At 61.3% G+C, this 19,844-nt stretch carries 16 protein-coding genes and 5 pseudogenes; 13 read left to right on the forward strand and 8 right to left on the reverse strand.

Annotated features, from left to right (window positions below):
- The 5 genes and pseudogenes from M727_RS43470 to M727_RS0131060 form a co-directional block, all read left to right on the forward strand.
- Positions 1–278: pseudogene (locus M727_RS43470) on the forward strand (dihydrodipicolinate synthase family protein); the annotation flags it as partial.
- Between the two features lie 154 nt (positions 279–432).
- A complete protein-coding gene (locus tag M727_RS0131045; protein WP_027155822.1) occupies positions 433–648 on the forward strand; it encodes a rubredoxin in 216 nt (71 codons plus the stop codon).
- A gap of 68 nt (positions 649–716) precedes the next feature.
- Positions 717–1,367, forward strand: coding sequence for an FMN-binding negative transcriptional regulator (locus tag M727_RS0131050; RefSeq protein WP_027155823.1), 651 nt, complete (start codon positions 717–719; stop codon positions 1,365–1,367).
- 125 nt (positions 1,368–1,492) lie between these two features.
- Positions 1,493–1,984 carry an MOSC domain-containing protein gene (locus M727_RS0131055; protein ID WP_027155824.1) on the forward strand — a complete coding sequence of 164 codons (492 nt, stop codon included), beginning with the start codon at positions 1,493–1,495 and terminating at the stop codon, positions 1,982–1,984.
- Between the two features lie 6 nt (positions 1,985–1,990).
- Positions 1,991–2,938: a PDR/VanB family oxidoreductase gene (locus tag M727_RS0131060; RefSeq protein ID WP_027155825.1), complete on the forward strand. Its 948-nt coding sequence runs from the start codon at positions 1,991–1,993 to the stop codon at positions 2,936–2,938.
- A gap of 484 nt (positions 2,939–3,422) precedes the next feature.
- Here M727_RS0131060 and M727_RS0131065 read toward each other — a convergent pair whose 3' ends face one another.
- Complete coding sequence (locus M727_RS0131065; protein ID WP_027155826.1) at positions 3,423–4,457, reverse strand: IS110 family transposase; 1,035 nt, start codon at positions 4,455–4,457, stop codon at positions 3,423–3,425.
- 178 nt (positions 4,458–4,635) lie between these two features.
- Here M727_RS0131065 and M727_RS38320 point away from each other — a divergent pair.
- Together M727_RS38320 and M727_RS0131075 are read left to right on the forward strand one after the other, a co-directional pair.
- Positions 4,636–5,737, forward strand: a pseudogene (locus M727_RS38320) (IS5 family transposase).
- On the forward strand, positions 5,734–6,093 hold the full coding sequence (locus M727_RS0131075; RefSeq protein WP_027155827.1) for a hypothetical protein: 360 nt from the start codon (positions 5,734–5,736) through the stop codon (positions 6,091–6,093). Before M727_RS38320 ends, M727_RS0131075 begins: the two are co-directional and overlap by 4 nt.
- Here M727_RS0131075 and M727_RS0131080 read toward each other — a convergent pair.
- The 4 genes and pseudogenes from M727_RS0131080 to M727_RS0131095 form a co-directional block, all read right to left on the reverse strand.
- Positions 6,076–7,317, reverse strand: coding sequence for a Zn-dependent hydrolase (locus M727_RS0131080; RefSeq protein WP_027155828.1), 1,242 nt, complete (start codon positions 7,315–7,317; stop codon positions 6,076–6,078). The genes M727_RS0131075 and M727_RS0131080 overlap by 18 nt on opposite strands.
- 248 nt (positions 7,318–7,565) lie before the next feature.
- Positions 7,566–7,979: pseudogene (locus tag M727_RS40940) on the reverse strand (PHP domain-containing protein); the annotation flags it as partial.
- A gap of 8 nt (positions 7,980–7,987) precedes the next feature.
- Positions 7,988–9,511, reverse strand: a complete 1,524-nt coding sequence (locus M727_RS0131090) for a DNA polymerase Y family protein (RefSeq protein ID WP_027155830.1) — start codon at positions 9,509–9,511, stop codon at positions 7,988–7,990.
- A complete protein-coding gene (locus tag M727_RS0131095) occupies positions 9,426–10,184 on the reverse strand; it encodes an ImuA family protein (protein ID WP_027155831.1) in 759 nt (252 codons plus the stop codon). The genes M727_RS0131090 and M727_RS0131095 overlap by 86 nt, the downstream gene beginning before the upstream one ends.
- A gap of 246 nt (positions 10,185–10,430) precedes the next feature.
- Here M727_RS0131095 and M727_RS0131100 point away from each other — a divergent pair, with 246 nt between their 5' ends.
- From M727_RS0131100 to M727_RS0131125, 6 genes and pseudogenes are all read left to right on the forward strand, one after another.
- Positions 10,431–11,090 carry a DUF6088 family protein gene (locus M727_RS0131100; protein ID WP_027155832.1) on the forward strand — a complete coding sequence of 220 codons (660 nt, stop codon included), beginning with the start codon at positions 10,431–10,433 and terminating at the stop codon, positions 11,088–11,090.
- A pseudogene (locus tag M727_RS38325) lies at positions 11,087–12,129 on the forward strand (nucleotidyl transferase AbiEii/AbiGii toxin family protein). The gene M727_RS0131100 and the pseudogene M727_RS38325 overlap by 4 nt, the downstream one beginning before the upstream one ends.
- 46 nt (positions 12,130–12,175) lie before the next feature.
- On the forward strand, positions 12,176–12,958 hold the full coding sequence (locus tag M727_RS0131110; protein ID WP_027155833.1) for a hypothetical protein: 783 nt from the start codon (positions 12,176–12,178) through the stop codon (positions 12,956–12,958).
- Positions 12,959–13,098: 140 nt separating this feature from the next.
- The gene (locus M727_RS0131115; protein WP_084646982.1) at positions 13,099–14,418 is read left to right on the forward strand and encodes a DUF2130 domain-containing protein; all 1,320 of its coding nucleotides are present in this window, start codon (positions 13,099–13,101) and stop codon (positions 14,416–14,418) included.
- Between the two features lie 269 nt (positions 14,419–14,687).
- A pseudogene (locus M727_RS40945) lies at positions 14,688–14,867 on the forward strand (DNA polymerase IV); the annotation flags it as partial.
- Between the two features lie 204 nt (positions 14,868–15,071).
- Positions 15,072–15,551 (forward strand): transposase, encoded by a 480-nt coding sequence (locus tag M727_RS0131125; RefSeq protein WP_084646983.1) that lies wholly within the window; start codon positions 15,072–15,074, stop codon positions 15,549–15,551.
- A 647-nt stretch (positions 15,552–16,198) separates the two neighbouring features.
- Here the strand turns inward: M727_RS0131125 and M727_RS39410 are convergent.
- The 3 genes from M727_RS39410 to M727_RS38335 all read right to left on the reverse strand — a co-directional run bounded on the left by M727_RS39410 (position 16,199) and on the right by M727_RS38335 (position 19,473).
- Positions 16,199–17,095, reverse strand: a complete 897-nt coding sequence (locus tag M727_RS39410; RefSeq protein ID WP_156941707.1) for a hypothetical protein — start codon at positions 17,093–17,095, stop codon at positions 16,199–16,201.
- Positions 17,025–18,677, reverse strand: coding sequence for an adenylate/guanylate cyclase domain-containing protein (locus tag M727_RS38330; RefSeq protein ID WP_051505823.1), 1,653 nt, complete (start codon positions 18,675–18,677; stop codon positions 17,025–17,027). Before M727_RS38330 ends, M727_RS39410 begins: the two co-directional genes overlap by 71 nt.
- A 424-nt stretch (positions 18,678–19,101) precedes the next feature.
- Positions 19,102–19,473 carry a nuclear transport factor 2 family protein gene (locus M727_RS38335; protein WP_051505824.1) on the reverse strand — a complete coding sequence of 124 codons (372 nt, stop codon included), beginning with the start codon at positions 19,471–19,473 and terminating at the stop codon, positions 19,102–19,104.
- Between the last annotated feature and the right edge of the window lie 371 nt (positions 19,474–19,844).

The raw sequence follows: 19,844 nt of genomic DNA on the forward strand, positions 1-19,844 counted from the left end.
ACAGTGTGCTGGGCGGCCTGTTTCCCAGACCGTGCCAACAGATCGTAATGGCAGCCCGGCAAGGCAACGCCGACGAAGCGCGCCGGATCGATGCCATGCTCGCGCCGCTTTGGANTCTGTTCAGGCAATTCTCCAGCTTGCGGGTGGTTTACGCCCTCGCCGACATGATCGGGATCTGCCGGGCAGAGCCACCGCGCCCGATCTTGCCTCTGCCCGACGCAGCAAGACATCAAATAGCGGAGACGCTCAAATGCCTCCCTGGTGAAATCACAGGGTAGCTCCGCGGGCGCGCTCATGAGCCTCTAATGAAGATACGGCCGGGGGACTGGACTGCATGGATTTCATCAAACTGGCCCTTCTGTGTGGTCCAGAGATTATGCAAGATGCTTCCAAAGCGAGCCTTGCTGAACCATGTCGGGTCCAAGACGTGCCATGAGTGAACCTATTGACGTTTCCACTGCAGGCGCCGTCGAAGGGCTTGCGTACAAGACCTGGCTCTGCAGGCTGTGCGGTTTCATTTACGACGAACGCGACGGTAGGCCGGAGGAAGGCATCCCACCTGGCACCCGCTGGGAAGAGGTTGCCGATGACTGGATCTGCCCGGATTGCGGGACAGGCAAGAGCGATTTCGACATGGTCGAGATCTGAATAGGAACTGCCTCTCGCTTAAGCAAGGGGAACTTCTTCTGCGCCGATTTTATCGCCAAAGGAACACCATGTACGTCCCGCCACATTTCGCCGAGTCGAGGACCGAGGTGCTGCATAGTCTCATCGAGAAAAACCCGTTTGGTAGTCTTATTACAAACGGCAAGAACGGACTCGACGCCAACCACATTCCTTTCGAACTGAGTAAGGAGCAAGGGCATCTTGGAGTGTTGCACTCCCACGTGGCACGAGCCAATCCGATCTGGCAGGACCTCGCAACCGGCGACGAAGTGTTGGTCATCTTCCGCGAAGCACACGCCTACATCTCGCCCAACTGGTATCCCAGCAAGCACGATTTCCACAAACAGGTCCCGACTTGGAATTACCGCGTCGCGCACGCCTACGGGCGTGCCACCATCCACGACGACGAACGCTATGTCCGGGGGATGGTTGCCCGGCTGACCAGAACTCACGAGGCCGAGCAGACCGTGCCCTGGAAGATGACCGACAGTCCGAAAGAGTTCATCGACACTTTGCTGAAGGCAATCGTCGGCATCGAGATTGAGATCACCAGGCTTGTCGGCAAATCCAAGCTCAGTCAGAACAAAGAGGAACGCGACATTCGCAATGCCGGCGAGACGTTGAAGGCCCGAGGTGAGGCTGTGATGGGTGAGGCTATGCTCGTAGCTGCAGCCGCCAAAGCTGAAGGCACTAAAATATAGTCGGTTGTGCATGCGCAGCAGTAGATCCGACATCAGTTGTTGCTGCTCCTGGCCGAAGTGCCGCGCGCAAGTTCTGGACGAGCAAGCACTCTACCAGTGAGGACCAGTTTTTTGGGAGAACCATGGTGACTTGGACCGGCCAGTTGCTCCACATCCATGTCGCGCCCGCAGCATCCTATGAAATGGAGGAGTTGCAAGAAGCGCGACTCATCGCAGGGCGGGGCATCGTAGGCGACCGGTACTTCCTCGGAACCGGGACCTATTCTCCCAAGCCCGACGTCCGTGAAGTGACCTTGATCGAAATCGAGGTCCTCGAAGCGATTGGACGGGGTGAACCCAAGATCCCCGGTTTCAAAGCCAGGCTTGCTCCAGAGGACCATCGCCGCAACCTGACCACACGCGGCGTCCCGGTCAACCATCTCATCGGCAAGCGCTTCAAGGTCGGAGAGACCGTTCTCAGGGCAGCCCGTCTGAATTTTCCCTGCAAATACATCGAGGAGCTTCTTGGCATCCCCGGCCTATACGCGGGGCTGCTCAACCGCTCTGGTCTAAACTGCGCGATAGAGGTCGGCGGCATGATCCGCCCTGGCGACCAGATTTTTCCGCTAGATGAGTGATCCGACATGGCGTCCCCTCGCATCATCATGAAGTTGGTTGTCGCGGATATCCGCCTGGAGCCGGGCGACGTGCGCATCATTGCGTTGAGACATCCTCGAAAATCTTGTTTGCCGCCGTTCGATCCGGGCTCCCATGTCGACGTCCATCTGCCTGACAGAAAGGTGCGGCAATATTCGTTATGCGGCAATCCAACCGACCTGAGCCGTTATGTGATTGCCGTGAAGCGCGAGGCGGCGGGACGAGGCGGCTCGGCCTGGATCCATGACACGATCGTGACCGGTGCCGAATTGCCGGTCTCGCATCCGCGCAATCATTTCGCTCTCGCGGTGAGCGAGGGCCCGACCTGGCTGCTCGCAGGAGGCATCGGCATAACGCCGCTCCTGGCAATGGCACGCGCACTGGAACGCCAAAGCAAGCCGTTCGTGCTGCACTATTTCACCAGAAGTCGGAAACAGGCTCCCCTGCTGCCCACAATCGAACGGGATCTCACACCTGATAACGTTCGGTTGCATTTCGATGACGAGCCGGGCTCGCGACAGGATATCGAAGCATTGCTGTCGCAACGCCCCGCGGATGGGCAACTCTATTACTGCGGGCCGCCGGGTTTCATGGCAATAATCGACCGGGCAGCCTCAAGCTGGCCAGCTGGCACCGCCCATTTCGAAGCGTTCCAGCCTGCTGCATCGGAAGCTCCAGCAGAGCCATTTACGATCGTGCTGCGGAACGGAACGATGGTCCCAGTTGCGGCCGACACAACCGCTCTCGCAGCGCTGCGGGCTGCCGGCGTTGCGCTTACAGCATCGTGTGAGAACGGCGTCTGCGGGACATGTGAGTGCGGGTATGTAGAAGGCTACCCGATCCATCAAGATGCCGTGCTGTCCAACACTGCCCGAGCCCGCCGATTTATCCCTTGCGTATCGCGCGCCAAAGGGGTGCTGAAACTTGATCTATAAACAGCAACCATCAAAGAGAACAGTGCGGACCGTGGTCCGCAACTCCTTGCGCTGGCGACGCCGCAATCGACAAGACGTGGAGGACTTAAGGTTGGCAACCCGCGACGTCCGACGAGTCCAGATTTGTTGCCGATCACCAAGGCATATGCCGAAAGGTTACGTTCCAGTGTTTCGTCTCAAGCGACAGCACAAGTGATTTAAGCACTAGCAGGCTTCTCTGATTGGGGTCGTTGAGGTCAAGCTCCTCCTGATATTTTTCCGGATCTTGTCGCCCCGCGGGTCACTCGCTTCTCTTCGCGGTCGCCGCCGCATGATGGGGTCAGTAGAGCGAGGTGTCTCAATCTGTTGAACGACCTTGGGAGAGTTCGTCCCAGGATCGTGCCTGCTAACGAGATCACCTTGCCCATCGTCCCCACGGGAACGATCCGGATCACGCCCCTTCGGGCTGAATCAACTCCTCCGTCGTTGGTCCGTTATCCTTGTTTCATGCCGATACGTGGCCCGGCGCCTTGCCGAAGCGGAATTCTGTTGCATCGCTCCACATGCGATGCAGGATGACGGCGAGCTTGCGGGCAACAGCAACTCGGGCCCGGGCCATACCGCGCCGCTTGGCCACGTTCATGCCCCACGCTCTGAGGCTCGACCATTTCTTGCTGCGCACGAGCAGCGAATGGGCCGCTTCATATAGCGCGGTGCGGGCGAGCTCGTCGCCACATCGGCTGATCTTGCCCTGAATGTCGGTCTCGCCGGATTGATAGCGTGCCGGCGTCAAACCGAGATGTGCCCCCACGTCCCTCGATCGCCTGAACCGGTCCGACCGATCAATCGTAGCGCGGAAAGCGAGCGCGGTGATGGGTCCCACACCTGGAACGCTCATGAGTCGCCGGCAGACTCGCTCCTGGCGGGCGATATTGAGGACCTGCTTTGTCAGTTGCCCCAACTCGCGCAGCATCGTGGCCACGATCGCCAGGAGCGGCTCGACCAGCGTTATGACGACCGTATCTGTGCCAATCAGCTCGCGCACGCGACCGCCGAAGGCAGTTCGCGACGGCGTGCCAAGCTTGATGCCGGCCTCCCGCAGAATCGACCTGACCACGTTCTCGATCGTCCGCATTTCATTGAGGACCGTCCGCCGCGCGACGAGGAGGGACCGCCAGAGTCGACACTGCTGGCTCTTCACATGCACCTGCCGATACCAGCCCGTGCGCATAATCTGCGCCAAGGCGCGGGCATCATTCCGATCCGTCTTGTTCGGCATCGTCTTCATCGCCGCGTTCGCCTGGCGCGTCTCGATGCAAATCGCCGGCAATCCTTCGCGAAGACCATCATAAAGCCAGGCTGTCAGCGAGCAGGCTTCGAGCCCGATGCGTTCCAACGGCAGATCGACTTTCCCCAAGACCTCACAAAGCGCCCTCGGCTCACTCGCCGCCCGCCCTTCCTTCACAATCCGGCCGCTCTCGTCGACGACACAGATCGCGGTCTCTTCCAAAGACACGTCAAGTCCGGCAAAATACTTCATGGCTGCTCCTCCTGATGTTTGTGGCGATCTACGTCGACCACATTCTCACATCTCGACAGGAGCAGCCGCCCTCAATCTGGCTCGGGCGAGACCCCAATCACCCCATCTGTTGAAAAAGGTACTCGCCGCAGGTCGATGACCGTGATTCATTAATTCCGAAGAGATTCGGAGATGACACGTGCGCGGTGGCGACAATCGAACTGGCGAGTTGTTCAGCTACGTTGATCTCGAGGCGCGGGTTCGGCGCGATCACCCGTTGCGGGCGATCCGGGCGATTGTGAACGAAGCGCTAGTCGCGCTGGAGCGGGAGTTTGCAGCGCTGTATTCGCCGATTGGGCGACCATCGATCCCGCCGGAGAAGCTGCTGCGGGCGATGCTGCTGCAGGCGTTCTACTCGATCCGCTCGGAACGACTTTTGATGGAGCGGCTGGAGTACGACCTTTTGTTCCGCTGGTTCGTCGACATCGGCTCGATGACGCGGCATGGAACCATTCGGTGTTCTCGAAGAACCGCGACCGGTTGCTGGAAGGCGACATCGCAGCGAAGTTCTTAGGCGCGGTGCTGGCGCAGCCCAGGGTGAAGAAGCTCCTGTCCACCGACCACTTCTCGGTCGACGGCACGCTGGTCGAGGCGTGGGCGTCGATGAAGAGCATCAAGCCGAAGGACGGCCCAAGTGGCGGTCATGGCGAGCCTCCGGCTCCCGGCGGCGGGCGCAACGCCGAAGCGGACTTCCATGGCCAGAAGCGGTCGAACGACACGCATGTCTCGACCACCGATCCGGATGCGAGGCTCTACCGCAAGGGGCAAGGCAAGGAGACGAAGCTGTGCTTCATCGGGCATGGGCTGATGGAGAACCGCCATGGCCTGGTGGTCGACGCCTGCCTGACGCTGGCCCACGGGCATGCCGAGCGGGTGGCAGCGCTGCACATGGTCGAGCCTCGTGCCGACCGGCCGGCCGCGATCACGCTCGGCGCCGACAAGCCTATGACGCGGAGGACTTCGTCAACGAGCTGCGCTCGATGAAGGTAACGCCGCACGTAGCGCAGAACATCAGCGGCCGCAGCTCGGCGATCGATCGCCGCACGACCCGGCACGGCGGCTATGCCATCAGCCAGCGCATCAGGAAGCGCATCGAGGAGGCGTTCGGCTGGATCAAGACGATCGCGGGGCAAAGGAAGACCAGGTTCCGCGGCCGTGACCGTGTCGGATGGGCCTTCACCTTCGCGGCCGCCGCCTACAATCTGGTACGGTTACCGAAGCTCGTGGCGGTGCCGACATGAGCGCGCCGGCTGGCTGCCAGTTGACCGGCAGCTGGCGTATCGTCGAGGCCGACCTGTGGGATCGCGGCTATCTCGACCTCAGCGGCCCTGCCACCATCACCATAGGGGATGACAACAACGGCGAGATCGCCTTTGGCGCCCTGCAAGCCGGTCTTGATCTGAGTTACAGCTCCTCAATGGTCTTCTTCACATGGGCCGGCTGCGACGAAATGGACGAAGTCACCGGTGACGGCTCCGCCGGACTGCTCGAAGACGGTTCGATCGAAATCATCTTCGCCTACCATAACGGCGACGAGGCCATCCTCAAGGCCAAGCGCTACACTTCTTCAACAGCCTGCCTAGCGGGCAGCGTCTAAAATCCCGACGACAGTCTCCAGAAGGACGTTTGCTCCAGCGACAAGCTGCTGGGCTTCGGTGTGCTCTCGCGGATTGTGGCTGATGCCCCCCTTGCTCGGGACAAAGAGCATTGCGGTAGGCGCTATTGCCGCAAGCATCTGGGCATCGTGGCCAGCACCGGACGTCATCCGCCGATGGGATAGTCCCCGAGCGACTGCTGCATTTTCCACTTGGGAAATAAGGGGCTGATCGAAAAGCACCGGATCTGTTCTGCTAAGCTTCTCGGCTATCACATCGCACCCCGTTTGCACGGCGAGGCGTTCCAGGAAATGAGTCAGTTTGGTTTCTGCGGAGGCTAGCAGCGCTCCGATCGGACTGCGCAGGTCTACCGTAATCTCCACCTTTCCAGGAACGACGTTGATCGCATTTGGGGTGACAGAGAGGCATCCTACCGTGGCGACAAGCTTTCCTTTCGCCGCCTGCGCCATTTCATCCAGAAATGTCACTATCCTAGCAGCAGCGACTGCAGCGTCGCGGCGCATTACCATTGGGGTGGTGCCTGCATGATTGGCCTCGCCCTTCACGACGATCTTTAGCCAAGATATTCCCTGCACCCCTTCCACCACACCGATTTCGAGTCCCTCGCGTTCGAGCACCGGACCCTGCTCGATATGCAGTTCAAGATACGCCATGGGGCGGAAAAGGCCGGGAGTCTCATCACCAGCATAGCCGATACGACGCAGCTCTGCCCCGAGTATCATCCCGTCGGTTCCGATCGTCGACAATGCCGCCTCAAGCGGTAAGCTGCCCGCGAAGACTGCCGAACCCATCATATCCGGTGCGAAACGAACGCCTTCTTCGTTTGTGAAGGCGGCAACGATTACCGGGAAATCCGGGGTGGCTCCATTCTCTTTGAGGGTTTGGACGACCTCCAGACCCGCAAGCACTCCGTAGCATCCATCGAGCTTTCCGGCATCGATCACGGTGTCGATGTGAGAACCGATCAACAGGGGGGCCGCCCCCTCCGGCGAAATCCGGCCCCATATCGCGAAGACGTTGCCGATCCGATCGATACGCACGCCAAGACCAGCTGATTTCGCCCACTCGACAAACGCATCTCGACCGAGTTTGTCATTGCCGCTGGCGGCGAGGCGCGTCAGGCAGCCTGCACCGTCCCGGCCGATATCTGCCAACTCCCTAATATGGCCCAGCAGACGTTCCGCATTGATCGAAAGCCCCGACATCTTACGTGCCATCATCACAGCCGCATGAACTCAGTTAACCGATCACCATGGCGCAAACGGTCGCTCAAGGTCTTCGGCGTGCCGTCGAACTGAATGTGACCTTTCTCCATAAAGATGATCCGGTCCGACACCTCCATTGCAAACTTCATTTCATGCGTAACAATAATCATCGTGCGGCCGGACGCAGCCAGGCTCGCAATAATCCGAAGCACCTCGCCAACCGTTTCCGGGTCGAGCGCCGATGTCGGCAGGCGTCGCAGACGAACCGCGCAAAGATCATCCGCTTCGTCCGGCACCAGCACTGCGATCAGTCCTTCGCCATAGGCGACGACGTCATCCCATTCGAGATGGCATTTTGCTTTGCCGGCCCTGCCCTTGCCGAGCGACAGCAGGCGGCAGAGATGCGAATAAGCCGGCCGGTCCGTCGGATAGACCAGCATCGACATGCCGTCGGCGAGATCGAGGCGACAGCCGACGATCAGCTGGACGCCTGTCGCCTTCGCCGCCTCATGGGCCCGCACGATGCCGGCAAACGAATTGCGATCGACGACAGCCAGAGCCTCGATGCCGAGCCGCGCCGCCTGCGCGAACAACTCCTCGCAGGAACTGGCGCCGCGCAGGAAACTGAAATGCGAGGTGACCTGCAATTCGGCATATCGGATTGCCCCAGTCATCCGAAAATCCCGTGCATGAACCATTTGTGTGATCCAGTCGCGGCATCTTCGCCGTCGCCGGAACGGTAGACCCAGTAGCGTTCGCCGTTCTCGTCCTCGACCTGGAAATAGTCCCTCACCGCCGCGAGCTCGGCGTCGCGCTTCCACCATTCCCCGAAGACGCGCTCTGGACCGTCTGCCCGCTTCACACGCCGGCGAACGCCGCGCCAGCTAAAGGTAACGGGCGGATGATCGGGAAGAAGTGCTACAGTCTCAATAGGCTCGGGCCGCGGCAGCAGCCGCGACGGGCGCGGCCAATGGCCGGGCCAGCCCTCGCCGGTATCAGGCGCCATTGGGGCAATGCGTTGAACCGACCGCTCGGGAACGTCGCTCTGCACCGGAGCGAAGCGATAGAGCCGGTCCTCACCGACACGGTTGGCGAGGATGTCGATCACATCTGAAACGTCGGGCTCGGGCGCCTCGGCGAGCGAGGAGATTGTCTGCTTCGCTCGCAGCGGCTCGGCGGCCGTCGCGGCAAGCCGCATCAGCTCGATGCCAAACCTGGGATCGATGGTCTCGATTTTATCGGTGAGAAGCCGGGTCAAGCGCTTCGTGTCACGCACCGGCATTGCTGTGCCGGCACGGATCGTCTCGACGCGGTTATCGACACGGAAGAACAGAAGATCGAGCCGGCGTGCGCCAAGCCCTCGCGTCTCGAGTGAGGCGCACAGTTCAGCGACCAGCTTGCCGGTATAGCGGGCGATCGTCTCTGCCGCGCCGATCGGTTCCGCGAAATTGCGGCGCACTTCGACGATCTCCTCCGGCCGGATCGGCTCGATCGGTTCGCTCACCCTCCCGAACGCCTGGTCGAGGCGCCGGCCGGGTTCCGGTCCGAAACGCAAGGCGAGCGACGCGCGTGGCGTAGCGGCGAGGTCCGCAATTGTCTCGAAGCCGAGCCGACGCAGACCATCGATCGTCACGGCGGGTAAGCGAAGCGCCGCGATCGGCAAAGGCAGGATCGCCTGTGCGATCTCACCGGATGGAACCACAAGGATCTGCCGTGTGCCGAAGTGGGCCATTGCGTGAGCAGCGCCCAAGGTGTCAGCGACCGCGGCACGTGCGGCGAAGCCGGACGCGGCAAGACGATCTACCATATCGGTAAGCATCACCGCCTCGCCGCCATGAAGATGATCGGCGCCGGTCGTATCGATCACGATGCCGTCCGGCGCATCGGCGGCGACGATCGGCGCGTAGCGGCGCAACGCCCACAGCGCCAATCGCTCGAGCGCCATGGCGTCGGCATCGGGCTCGGCATCATGGACGATCAGGCCCGGGACCAGCGCCTGCGCCTTGCTCGCCGGCATGCCGATGCGCAGGCCGGCCGTTTGCGCTGCCGCATCGGCGGCCAGCACGACACGGCGACGCCCATCACGGCCGACAAGGACGAGCGGCGCCTCAGGCGGAGGCGCGGCGCCGCCCAATTTCCTTCTGAAGCGGTCTGTCGGCCACATCGGAAGGAAGAGCGATACGACCCTTGGCATCGCAAGCCTCCACTATAAAATCTGCGCTCTCTCCTGCACGGCATCGGATCAATTCGAGTTGCCAGCGCGCTCGCCCGACCCCCTTAACAGGCAATGGCGTCGACGGCAGGACCGACACCCGCCAGCGTGTCTCGGCGGCGGTCGGCTGGCCAAAATCGGTTGCCCCCGTCTGCCGACGCCAGCGGCGAATGGCGATGCCGATGGCGCCGGAGCTTTCGGCGGCAAGCTGCAGCCGCCGTGAGGCCGTCATCGAAAGCCGGGCTATCTCGGCAACGACAGCGCCAAAACCGCCACGAAGACCCTCTTCGAAACAGGCGAGAACGGATTTCTCGTCGCCGGCTTCGACATAGATGACTCTCCCCGGAGGCAGGCCGGCCTGTTCGATCGCCGGCGCGAACAGATCGGGCCGGGTAACGCACCACAGCACCTTGCCAACCGTGCGCGCGGCGATACTGGCAGCAAATAGTGCCGCGGCCGCGCCATCGACAGCGCCATTCCCTCCGCCTGCGACCTCGTGCAGACCGCCAAAAGCCAGTCCCCCTCCCGGCAGAACCCTGTCGATCGCGGCCACTCCGAACGGCAAAACTGTACGCACGCGCGCGTTGCCGCCTTCGAGGCGCGCGATGCGTTCTCGAAGCTCGGAAATGGCAGCAGGGGGCGCCGATACACTCATCTGACCCTTGAAACGCGGAAGGCCTGGGATATGTTCTACATTTGTTCCCGTCTTGGCCAAGAGTCAATCGAGATGGTGTTGTGCCCCTCCGGAAGGAGACATTCGATGCTCGGGCCATTTCCTTCAATGCGAACTGCGAGTTTCCATTTTTGGAGTTTTGGTGCCACGGAGTGTCCGAAAATTGTAGCACACTTCGGACTCATACCTTGCCTTTGTCCGAAACTTGTAGCATATTTCGGACATGCCATAGTTGAGCCCGACACTGATCTTCGCTCGCGCCTGCTTGCCCGCATCGAGTCCAAACCCGACGAGGTCTGGACCCCCGGCGACTTCGCCGATCTCGGCGCGCGCGCCGCCGTGGACAAAACCCTGCAGCGCCTGGCAGCCGCCGGGGAGCTGCGCCGGATCGACCGAGGCCTCTATGACCGGCCGCGCACGAACAACCTGGCTGGCCGCGCCACCGTGCCGGACTATCGCGCTGTGATCCGCGCCGTCACGCGCCGCGATCGGGCGCGCGCCGTCATCGATGGTATGACGGCCGCCAACGACCTTGGCCTGACGACCGCCGTCCCCGCCCGGATAGAAGTGCTGGTCGATGCGCGGTTGAAGCCAATCAAGCTCGGCACGCAGGAAATCCACTTCAAATACGCTGCCCCTAGCCGCCTCTTTTGGGCGGATCGGCCGGGGATGCGGGTCGTCCAGGCCTTGCATTGGATGCAGGACATGCTGACCCAGAAGGGCGAACGGAAGCGTATCCAGGCGACGTTGCGCCGCCTGTTTGCCGACCCCAAGCGCGGCGAGGCCATTCGCGAGGATCTGCGCGCCGGTCTCTCCGCCGTGCCAATCTGGATGCAGGAGTTCCTCCGCGAAATCCTGAGCGCGGACCCGCTCGAGGCGAAGCCATGAGTACCGATGCTTACCGCCAGATCATCGCGGCATCCCCACGCGACCGGCTCGACCTGTTCCTCGCCACGGCCAATCGGATCGGAGCTCCGGTGGGCAATGTCGAAAAGGATTTCTGGGTCTGCTGGACCCTCAATTCGCTCTACCACGAACGGCCTGCGGGGGAGCCACGGCTGCTTTTCAAGGGCGGGACGTCGCTGTCCAAAGGCTATGGCCTCATCCGGCGTTTTTCCGAGGACATCGACGTTACCGTGTTCCGCGACGATCTCGACGAGGCTGCCTCCGTCGAAGAGCTTGAGGGACTGTCGAACAAGAAGCGCCGCGCCAAGCTCGACGCCATCCGGGACGCCTGCCGTGCGTATATCACAGGCCCGCTACGAGACTTCCTCACGGCTCAACTTGCCGACATTGCGAACGGCGCCGGTCGGGTGGAGCTCGACGAAGCCGATGCCGATGGTCAGACCCTGCTGCTCTGGTATCCCGAGGTCGAGCCGCGTGATGGCGCCTATGTCCGACCGGCCATACGCCTCGAGTCCGGGGCGAAATCGGCGCTCGATCCCAATCGCCCCGTCAAGATCACGCCCTATGTCGCGGGGGAAGCGGCAGGCATTGATCTCACCGTCGCCGACGTGACCACGATCGAGGCGACCCGCACCTTTGGGGACAAGGTGGTGATCGCCCATGGATTGCGCCGCTGGTACGAGCGGCGCGGCGAACTGCGGCAGGACGGCCAGCGGGTGTCCCGGCACTATTATGACCTGCACTGTCTTCTCGGATCCGAGACCGGAAAGGCCGCGCTCGGCGATCTCGATCTCGGCGCCGATTGTGTGCGGCACGCACGAATGTTTTTCGACCGTCCCGACTATGACCTCGCCTCAGCAGTCCCGGCAGCTTCGCGATCGCGCCCGCTCCAAAGATGGTGGACGCGCTTACGCGCGACTATGCCAATATGGCGGCCATGATCTTCGGCACTCCGCCGAGTTTCGATGACATTCTGGAATCAGCACGGCAGATTGAGCAGGACATCAACACCCATTCCTAGTCGCCTGGCCACGTCGCCGGGGCATCATCAAGGCGTTGTCGAGCAAATGGTCTGCTACTTCAAACCCGAGGACATCGAAAAACTTCACGCTGGCCGAGAGGACATGCATCGGCAGTTCGCTGAACTGCGGGATCGCTTTCTTGGTCGCAAGTATCAGACCGAGCGTGGCCACGAGTTCGCATATCATGGGTTCTCGCGGCGCCTTGGTACCATGGTCAGAGCCGTTGACGTCGTGTTCGAGAAGCTCCCCCCAGAGCTGGACGAAATCCCCGAGAGGGACACGGTCGTCGACGAGACGCTGACTATCCAGGCATTCGTAATGAACGTGTTCGGGTGTCTCGATAATTTGGCCTGGATCTGGGTCTGCGAGGAGGCGGTCCTCAACGCCGAGGGCAAGGAGCTCGAATCTCTCCGAGCGGGCCTCGGCCCGAAAAGCAAGGAAGTCCGCGCTTCCTTTAGCAAGGAGTTCCTCGCCTATTTAGACAAGCGTCAAGGCTGGATAGACAAGCATCTCAAAGGGTTCCGCGACAGCCTCGCTCACCGGATACCCCTGTACATCCCGCCCTTCATCGTCACGCCCGAGACAGTCGACAAGTACAACGAACTCGAGAAGGCGAGTGGCGATGCCATCCAGAAGCGGGACTTCGAGCTTTACGACAAGCTGCAAGCGGAGCAGAGGGTTCTGGGCATTTGGCGACCATGGATGACCCACTCGGTGAGGAGAAGTCTCCCCGCGCCGTGTTTCACGCCCAGCTTCTGCAGGACTATGTGGCGATCGACGAGTTTGCCCGTTGAGATGTTGGCGGAGATGGAGCGCCAGAAAATCTAGTCATGAGCGAGCTCGGGCGGAACAGCGGGGGAGAGGCGGGGATAACCCACCAGTTCACTTTTTGTTCTTTTTCGAATATGCTTGGCGAGATATAGTCTGGCGTGTCCTTTAACTGATTCCCCAGGGAGGGAGCGCCTCAGATGACCGTCCAGCCCACTAAAGCCATGCTGCAGGGCGACAGGATTCTCAATGAACCGACAATCAGCTGCCCAAGCTGCAAGACGGAAATCAAGCTCAATGAGTCGCTCGCGGCCCCATTGATTGCCGCCACGCGCGAAGAATACGAAATGCGCCTCGCGCAGAGCAACGCATCGATGGCTGCCAGAGAAGAAGAGCTTAAGCGCCAGCAGGCCGAGATCGCCGCCGCCAAAGAGGACATCAGCAACCAGGTGGCCGAGAAAATTAAGCTTGAGCGTGCCGGAATCGCGGTCGAGGAAGCCCGCAAGGCAAAACTGCTGCTGTCGATAGACCTGGAGGACAAGGATAAGAAGCTTGCCGAGCTGGAGGCGACGTTGAAGGCGCGCGACGAAAAGCTCACCGAGGCCCAGCAGCAACAGGCGGAATTCCTGAAAAAGCAGCGTGCGCTTGACGACGAAAAGCGCGAGATGGCGCTTACCATCGAAAGGAAGATCCAGGAGGGAATGGACGCCGTTCGCGTCAAGGCGAGATCGGAAGCCGAGGACGGGCTCAAAATGAAGGTTGCGGAAAAAGAGGAACAGATCGCCGGCATGCAGCGTCAGATTGAGGAGCTGAAGCGCCGTGCGGAACAGGGTTCCCAACAGCTGCAGGGTGAAGTGCTGGAGCTCGAACTGGAAGCCCTCATTGCTAGCCGGTTCCCGATGGACATCATTGAACCGGTTGCCAAGGGTGAGTTCGGCGGAGATGTCCTGCACCGCGTGGTCGGACCGGCCGGCCAGCCATGCGGCGCCATTTTATGGGAATCGAAACGCACCAAGAACTGGAGCCAAGGTTGGCTGGGGAAGCTCAGGGCGGATCAGCGGGCGGCAAAGGCGGATATCGCGCTTATGATCTCGGAAGCGCTGCCTCCTGGTGTGGAAACCTTCGATCTTATGGACGGGGTCTATGTCGCCCATCCCAAATGCGCGATGCCGATCGCCATCATGCTGCGACAATCCCTTATCGAGCTGGCGAACTGCCGCCTCGCCCAGGACGGCCAAGCTACCAAAATGGAGCAGGTCTATGGCTATCTGACCGGTCCGCGGTTCCGCCATCGCGTCGAGGCCATCGTCGAAAAATTCTCTGATATGCAGGAGGACCTGGCCAAGGAACGCAAGGCCACAACACGCCTGTGGGCCAAGCGGGAGGCTCAAATACAAGGTGTTATCGAATCGACCGTCGGAATGTACGGCGATCTGCAAGGTATCGCTGGAAAGGTGATGCAAGAAATTGAGGGCTTGGAGGTCCTGGCCATTGAAGCATCTCCGCCCGGTGCCGAATAGGCAATCGGAATGCAGCTCAACAGGAAAACGATTGGCAATCTGGAGCGGCTTCCCCAGACGTAACGTCGAACTCCTTCGGATGGCGTAGGCAAAAGAAGCCCGCCGCACCTGAGGCAAACGTCGTCTGCGATCACTGCGGCCGGTCAGACCGCGCGCTCAGAGGCACGGCAGGTGAGGGTCGATTTCGGCGCGCGGATAAAGGCATATGGAGGTGAGCCGGTAATCGAGGCAGACGAGTCATGGAAGACGCAGTCTCAAGCGAAGCTGCTATGGCTGAGAGGCCTGCGATGCAGCGCAAGATCATTCATGTAGAGATGGTCGCGTTCTGCGCTTCGGTAGAGCAGCGCGACAAACCGGAGCTGCGGGGCAAACCGGTCGCCGTCGGTCACGCCCTCAAACGTGGCGTCGTTGCAGCTGCGAGCTATGAGGCTCGCAAGTTCGGCGTTCGACGGCGAGGCGCACGAGTGAATCGTTTCGATCTGTTGGCCCGTGTGTACGACTGCGACGCCGTCGCGCTGGAGAAGCACGACGTATCGGCGCGCGGCCTCAGCGGCGATTCACAGAACAGGAGTTCCTGCCGATGTTGACTAAGGGCCGTAAGTCCTTGATGTTGCGTTGGAGAATAGATGTTTGGCATTGTAATGGAGTATCTAGTGGCCGACCTCATGGAAACCGAATCCAACCAGGCACCAACCGAAGTGCCTGTGAAAGAACAGACATCCGATACCAAGAAAAAGGCGCCGAGGGCGAAGAAGCCAACCGGGCAGCAGGGACGTGCTGTGCGGACCAGATCCGCCAAGTCAGGCAAGCCGACAGCTGCAGCTGAAGCGGTCGTGGCCCCTGCGGTTCGAGCAGCGCGTAAAATATACTCTGAACCCGAGCGAGCCCAAAAGCTCGGCGAGATCGAGAAGCAGACAGGTCGGGGAGAGAGCATCAGGGCCGCTGTCAAGAAAGCAGGAATATCGGAACAGACCTATTATCAGTGGAAGAAGGTTGCCGGGACGGCACCCCAGAGCGACGAGCTCAAGGATCTGGTGAAGCTTGAAGAAGAGAATGCTCGTCTGAAGAAGCTCCTCGCCGAGCGGCTTCGCAAGGAAAACGCCGAACTCAAGAAGAAGCTCGGGCTTGGTTGAGCCGGCCCTGGGGCCTGGCTTGCCGGAGAAACGGAATGACAAACGGCAACAATCGGTCAGCTGCCGGTTCGCCCACATCCAGACCGGTGAATTTCAGCGAGCCGCAGATCATGTTACTCTGCGCCATCGTACAACGTCTGAGTTCCACACTGCCTCTTATGCGACTTTCTAAGCACAAAGAGAGAACATCGATCTTGATAGCTAGACGGCCGTTCCACGAGCTCGGCGAACCCTTAATTCTTTGAAGATCGAGGAAACCCCGCACTGAGCGCCCGATCTTGTGAGATTGCGGCGGGGATGGGCAAGCGATCCGACGACGAGCTCGGGAGTTTTTCCATAGTAGGCACTGAGGGCATCCACGCGGCGCGGAGGTAATCGTCTGGTCTTGCCCACCAGAGCCAAAGCCTCCGGATCGGCGAGCTTGACATCATGCTCGACCGAAGGTCGTCGTACTGGAATTCGTGGTCTCGAAGCCAAGAACTGCGGCCTGCCAAAGACCAACTATCATAAGACCGAGGAGACGACCGTGCCAGGGATCGCCGCGCAAATCCGGGTCGCCGCTACACTTGAGTATTACCCGTTGACCGAGTTAAACGCTTGTTGACAACAACTTGGCGCAAACTCCTTATATCAACATGGCGGGCGATTCAGAAACCTTGACTGCAAATAACCCGGTGCGCGACGCACAATCGCTCGGGATCGCGGTGCTGCTCGGCTAATGCTAGAGTCTGTTCGGCCAGCGCGTTTTGCTCGCGTAAAGCCATCCGGACGTATTGGACAGCCCAGTACCCATACAGCACGGGAAATTGTTGCTGGATGTCGCCAACGGCCTCAACCAAGTCCCGGGCACGGGCGAAAGCCGCGGCGGTCTCCGGCGCAGCGTAGCCGTAGCGGGCGATGCATGCCTGGCCGAGCATCGTCTGGAGATGCAGCTCGCGCTCTGCTTGAGCGCCGCTTTCGGGCAAGCTTCGCACGAGGTCGATGCTCTTGGTGAGATGGCCTATGGCCTCCGCAGCAGCCGAGCGCCGGAACGCGTGCTCGCCTGCCAGCTGCCAATATTCCGCGGCACGCTCTGCCAAACCCGCTTGGGTGAAGTGATGGGCGAGCAGTTCGGGTTGGGTCTCGACCGCCTCCGACCACCGCTCTTCCAGCACTGCAGCAATGCGGGCATGCAGCTTCCGTTGTGTGCTACGCAAGAGGCTCGCGTAGGCGGCGTCCTGAACGAGCGCGTGCTTGAACGAGTAAGTGGCTTCGGGCGGCGTGCCGCGGCGGAACGCGAGACCGCAACTTAGGAGTTCGTCCAATCCTTGCGCCAATGCCACGTCGGGAAGTCCCGCCACCGCGGCCAGCAACTCATGGCCGAACTCTCGGCCGATGACCGCACCGGTCTGCGCAACCTGTTTTGCGACCGGCAACCGATCCAGCCGCGCCATAAGGGAACCCTGTAAGGTGCTGGGCACTGGAAGCGCCGAGTCAAGGACATCGGGCTGGCTGGCCCCCTCGAGCACGGCCTTGGTCAATTCTTCGATGAAAAGAGGCCACACCGTCGGTCTCCGCCACGATGCGCTCCAGCATCCCGATCGGCAGCGCCTGGCCGACGACCACCTGGCTTGCGAGCATCGCTGCCTGGCGATCGCTGAGACGGCTCAGCGCAATCAAGATCACGCCGGATTGGCCGACCCAAGGCGCCTGAAACTCTGGCCGGAAAGAGATTACCACCAGCACCGGCAGCGAGGCTAAGCGCATGATCAACCTGTCAAACAACTCAAGCGAGCTTGGGTCGGCCCAATGGGCGTCCTCGAACAGCATCAGCACGGGGGACCGGCGGGCCTTTTCGTCGAGAATCCGCTGCAAGGCTCTGAACGTCTGTTCCTTCTTGCGCTCCGGGCTGAGCGCTAGTGGTGGATACCGCTCTCCACCTGGCACGCCGAGCATCTCGGCAATGAGCGTCAGCTCTTCGGCGGTGGCGCCGAGGGGGCGTAGCAGGGCTTCCAACTTGTCGAGCCGTACGTCCGCCGGCTCGCCGCGCACAAAGCCTGCCTCATTCCTCCACCGTGCGATGATAGGCTGCAGTGCGCTGTCGTGGTGGTGCGGCGAGCAGAAGTACTTAAGTTTTAGATGCGCCTCCCCGGCCACGCGCTCCTCAAGCGCAGCGATCAGGCGGGACTTGCCGATGCCGGGCTCGTCGGAGATGAGCACCACCTGCCCTTCGCCGTCCTTTGCGTGCCGCCAGCGGCGCAGCAGCAGGTCGAGTTCGTCATCGCGCCCGACCAGCGGCGCGAGGGAGGCGGTGTGCATTGCCTCGAAGCGGCTCTGAACCGCAGCCTCGCCCAGCACTTGCCAGGCGCCCACGCGGCCAGACAGGCCCTTTAGATTGAGCGCGCCAAGTTCTCGGCACTCGAACAATCCGCCGATGCGCCGCCGTGTTTCTGCGTCAATCACTGCACAGCCGGGAGTAGCGCGCGATTGTAGTCGCGCGGCGATGTTTGGAGTCTCACCTATCACCGTCTGCTCTTGTGCAGCGCCGGTGCCCAGCAAGTCGCCCACTACGGCGAGGCCGGTGGCTATGCCGATGCGTGCGGCCAACCGTTCACCGGCTGGCGCGGCCTGGCCGACCGCCTGTAGCGCAGCCAAGGCGGCACGCACGGCACGCTCGGCATCAGTCTCGTCACCATGTGGCCAGCCGAAATAGACCAGTACCCCGTCACCCATGTACTTCGCGACGAAGCCGCCCAGGCGGCCAACAGCCTCCGCGACGCAGCGGTGGTAGCTGCCGATGACCTCACGCATGTCCTCTGGGTCGAGGCGGCTGGCGAGCGCCGTCGAGCCGACGAGGTCGACGAACATCACAGTGAGCTGCCGCCGCTCAGCCTCGGGAAACGGCAGGGCGGTCCCGGAGACGGCCGTGGATGCCACCGCGGGAGGGCTGGGCGCCGGAACTAAGCCAGCACGCAGGGCCGCGATGGCGGCGAGCAGCTTACGGCGGTGACCGATTGAGGTGATGCCGAGCCCGCTCAGGTCGTCGGCTGTGAGGTCGGCGACGACCTCAGCATCGATGTCGTTCTCGCGGAACGCTTGTTCGTACTGTCCCAGACCTAGATCACGCAGCCATGCGCTGATGTCCATGGGCTCCCCCCGGCTTCGTCGTTTCGGATCGCCAGGTTCTTCAGCCTACCGCAAAACGGCAGGGAACGCGCGCTGAAACCTCACGAGCCGACTGCGGCGAAGGGCAGCTTCTGGGCGTTATCTGGTTGTTGCAGATGGCCGCCGCAATCGGCAAGATTCCACCCACGCGCGACGTAGAACACTCTGTGGCGGTGTACGGCAGAGCCGAATCCCTTGGCCCGCTTTATCGCGCCAGGATCTGCCATTCCCGGCGCTTCTCCAAACCTGACCTTCGCGCAACAGCTTGAGTCGACCCAGAGAGGCCGTCCGATGCTGCGAGCCCGATGACGCGGGCCGACCCTTAGCAGGTAACGGACTGAAGAATAGCCGCGCTGCCGCAGCAAGGGTTTGCGAGATCAAACCGCTTCCCCAAGCCCCAACCGCGCTATCGGCGGAGTACCGAATCGGCCGGCTGGGCCGTCGTTATCGGATCGGCATGACGATGTACAATCTTCCAGAGACCATTTTCTGGGCGAAAGACGCTCGTCACGCGTAACGCCAAAGGGGTGACATCGCTGCGACCGCCAACCTTGGACCTGAGCCGCTCTACTTCGACGAGGTATGCCAGTTCGGACGTCACACACTTCGCTACGTTCTCGAAGTCGGTAGCGTCGCCGTCCCTGTAATTCGATGCCGCTTGCTCCAGCGTCTCAACGACCTGCTTCCATCCATGCGCGAAAGGGCCAAAGGGATTGCCCAGTGTTACATCGTCTCGTTGGGAAAAGAGCTTCTTCGCAGGCGCGGGGTTCCCTTTCATGAACTCATCGAGAGCCAGGTGGTATTTTTCACCTGCTTGATCGAAGTCATTGGCTCGAGCGACACGTCATCCTCCCTGTCGTTGGTCGCGGTCGAGTAGCTCAGCCATTCGGCTTTCGCCCTCACAGATCCGGGCGGGCGGATTTCCCGCACCCGGCTCTTCCCGAGAGTAACCCGCGTNATATCCTTGCCTGCGCCCAAGTGCGAGTGATGCGCGGATTGGGCAGAGGGAAGCGTGCCGTCAGGGTCTCGAACTCCGACCAGCCCATGCGCCGACTCTTCTGGCTGCGCCGTCTCAGACAGCGCAGCCACGTCCGACGCACTTCCCGGTAGAACCCGTTGAGCGCAGGGTAGTTGTGCGGCCTGCCGTAG

The sequence above is a fragment of the Mesorhizobium sp. WSM2561 genome, from assembly GCF_000513915.1.
GTDB lineage: Bacteria > Pseudomonadota > Alphaproteobacteria > Rhizobiales > Rhizobiaceae > Mesorhizobium > Mesorhizobium muleiense.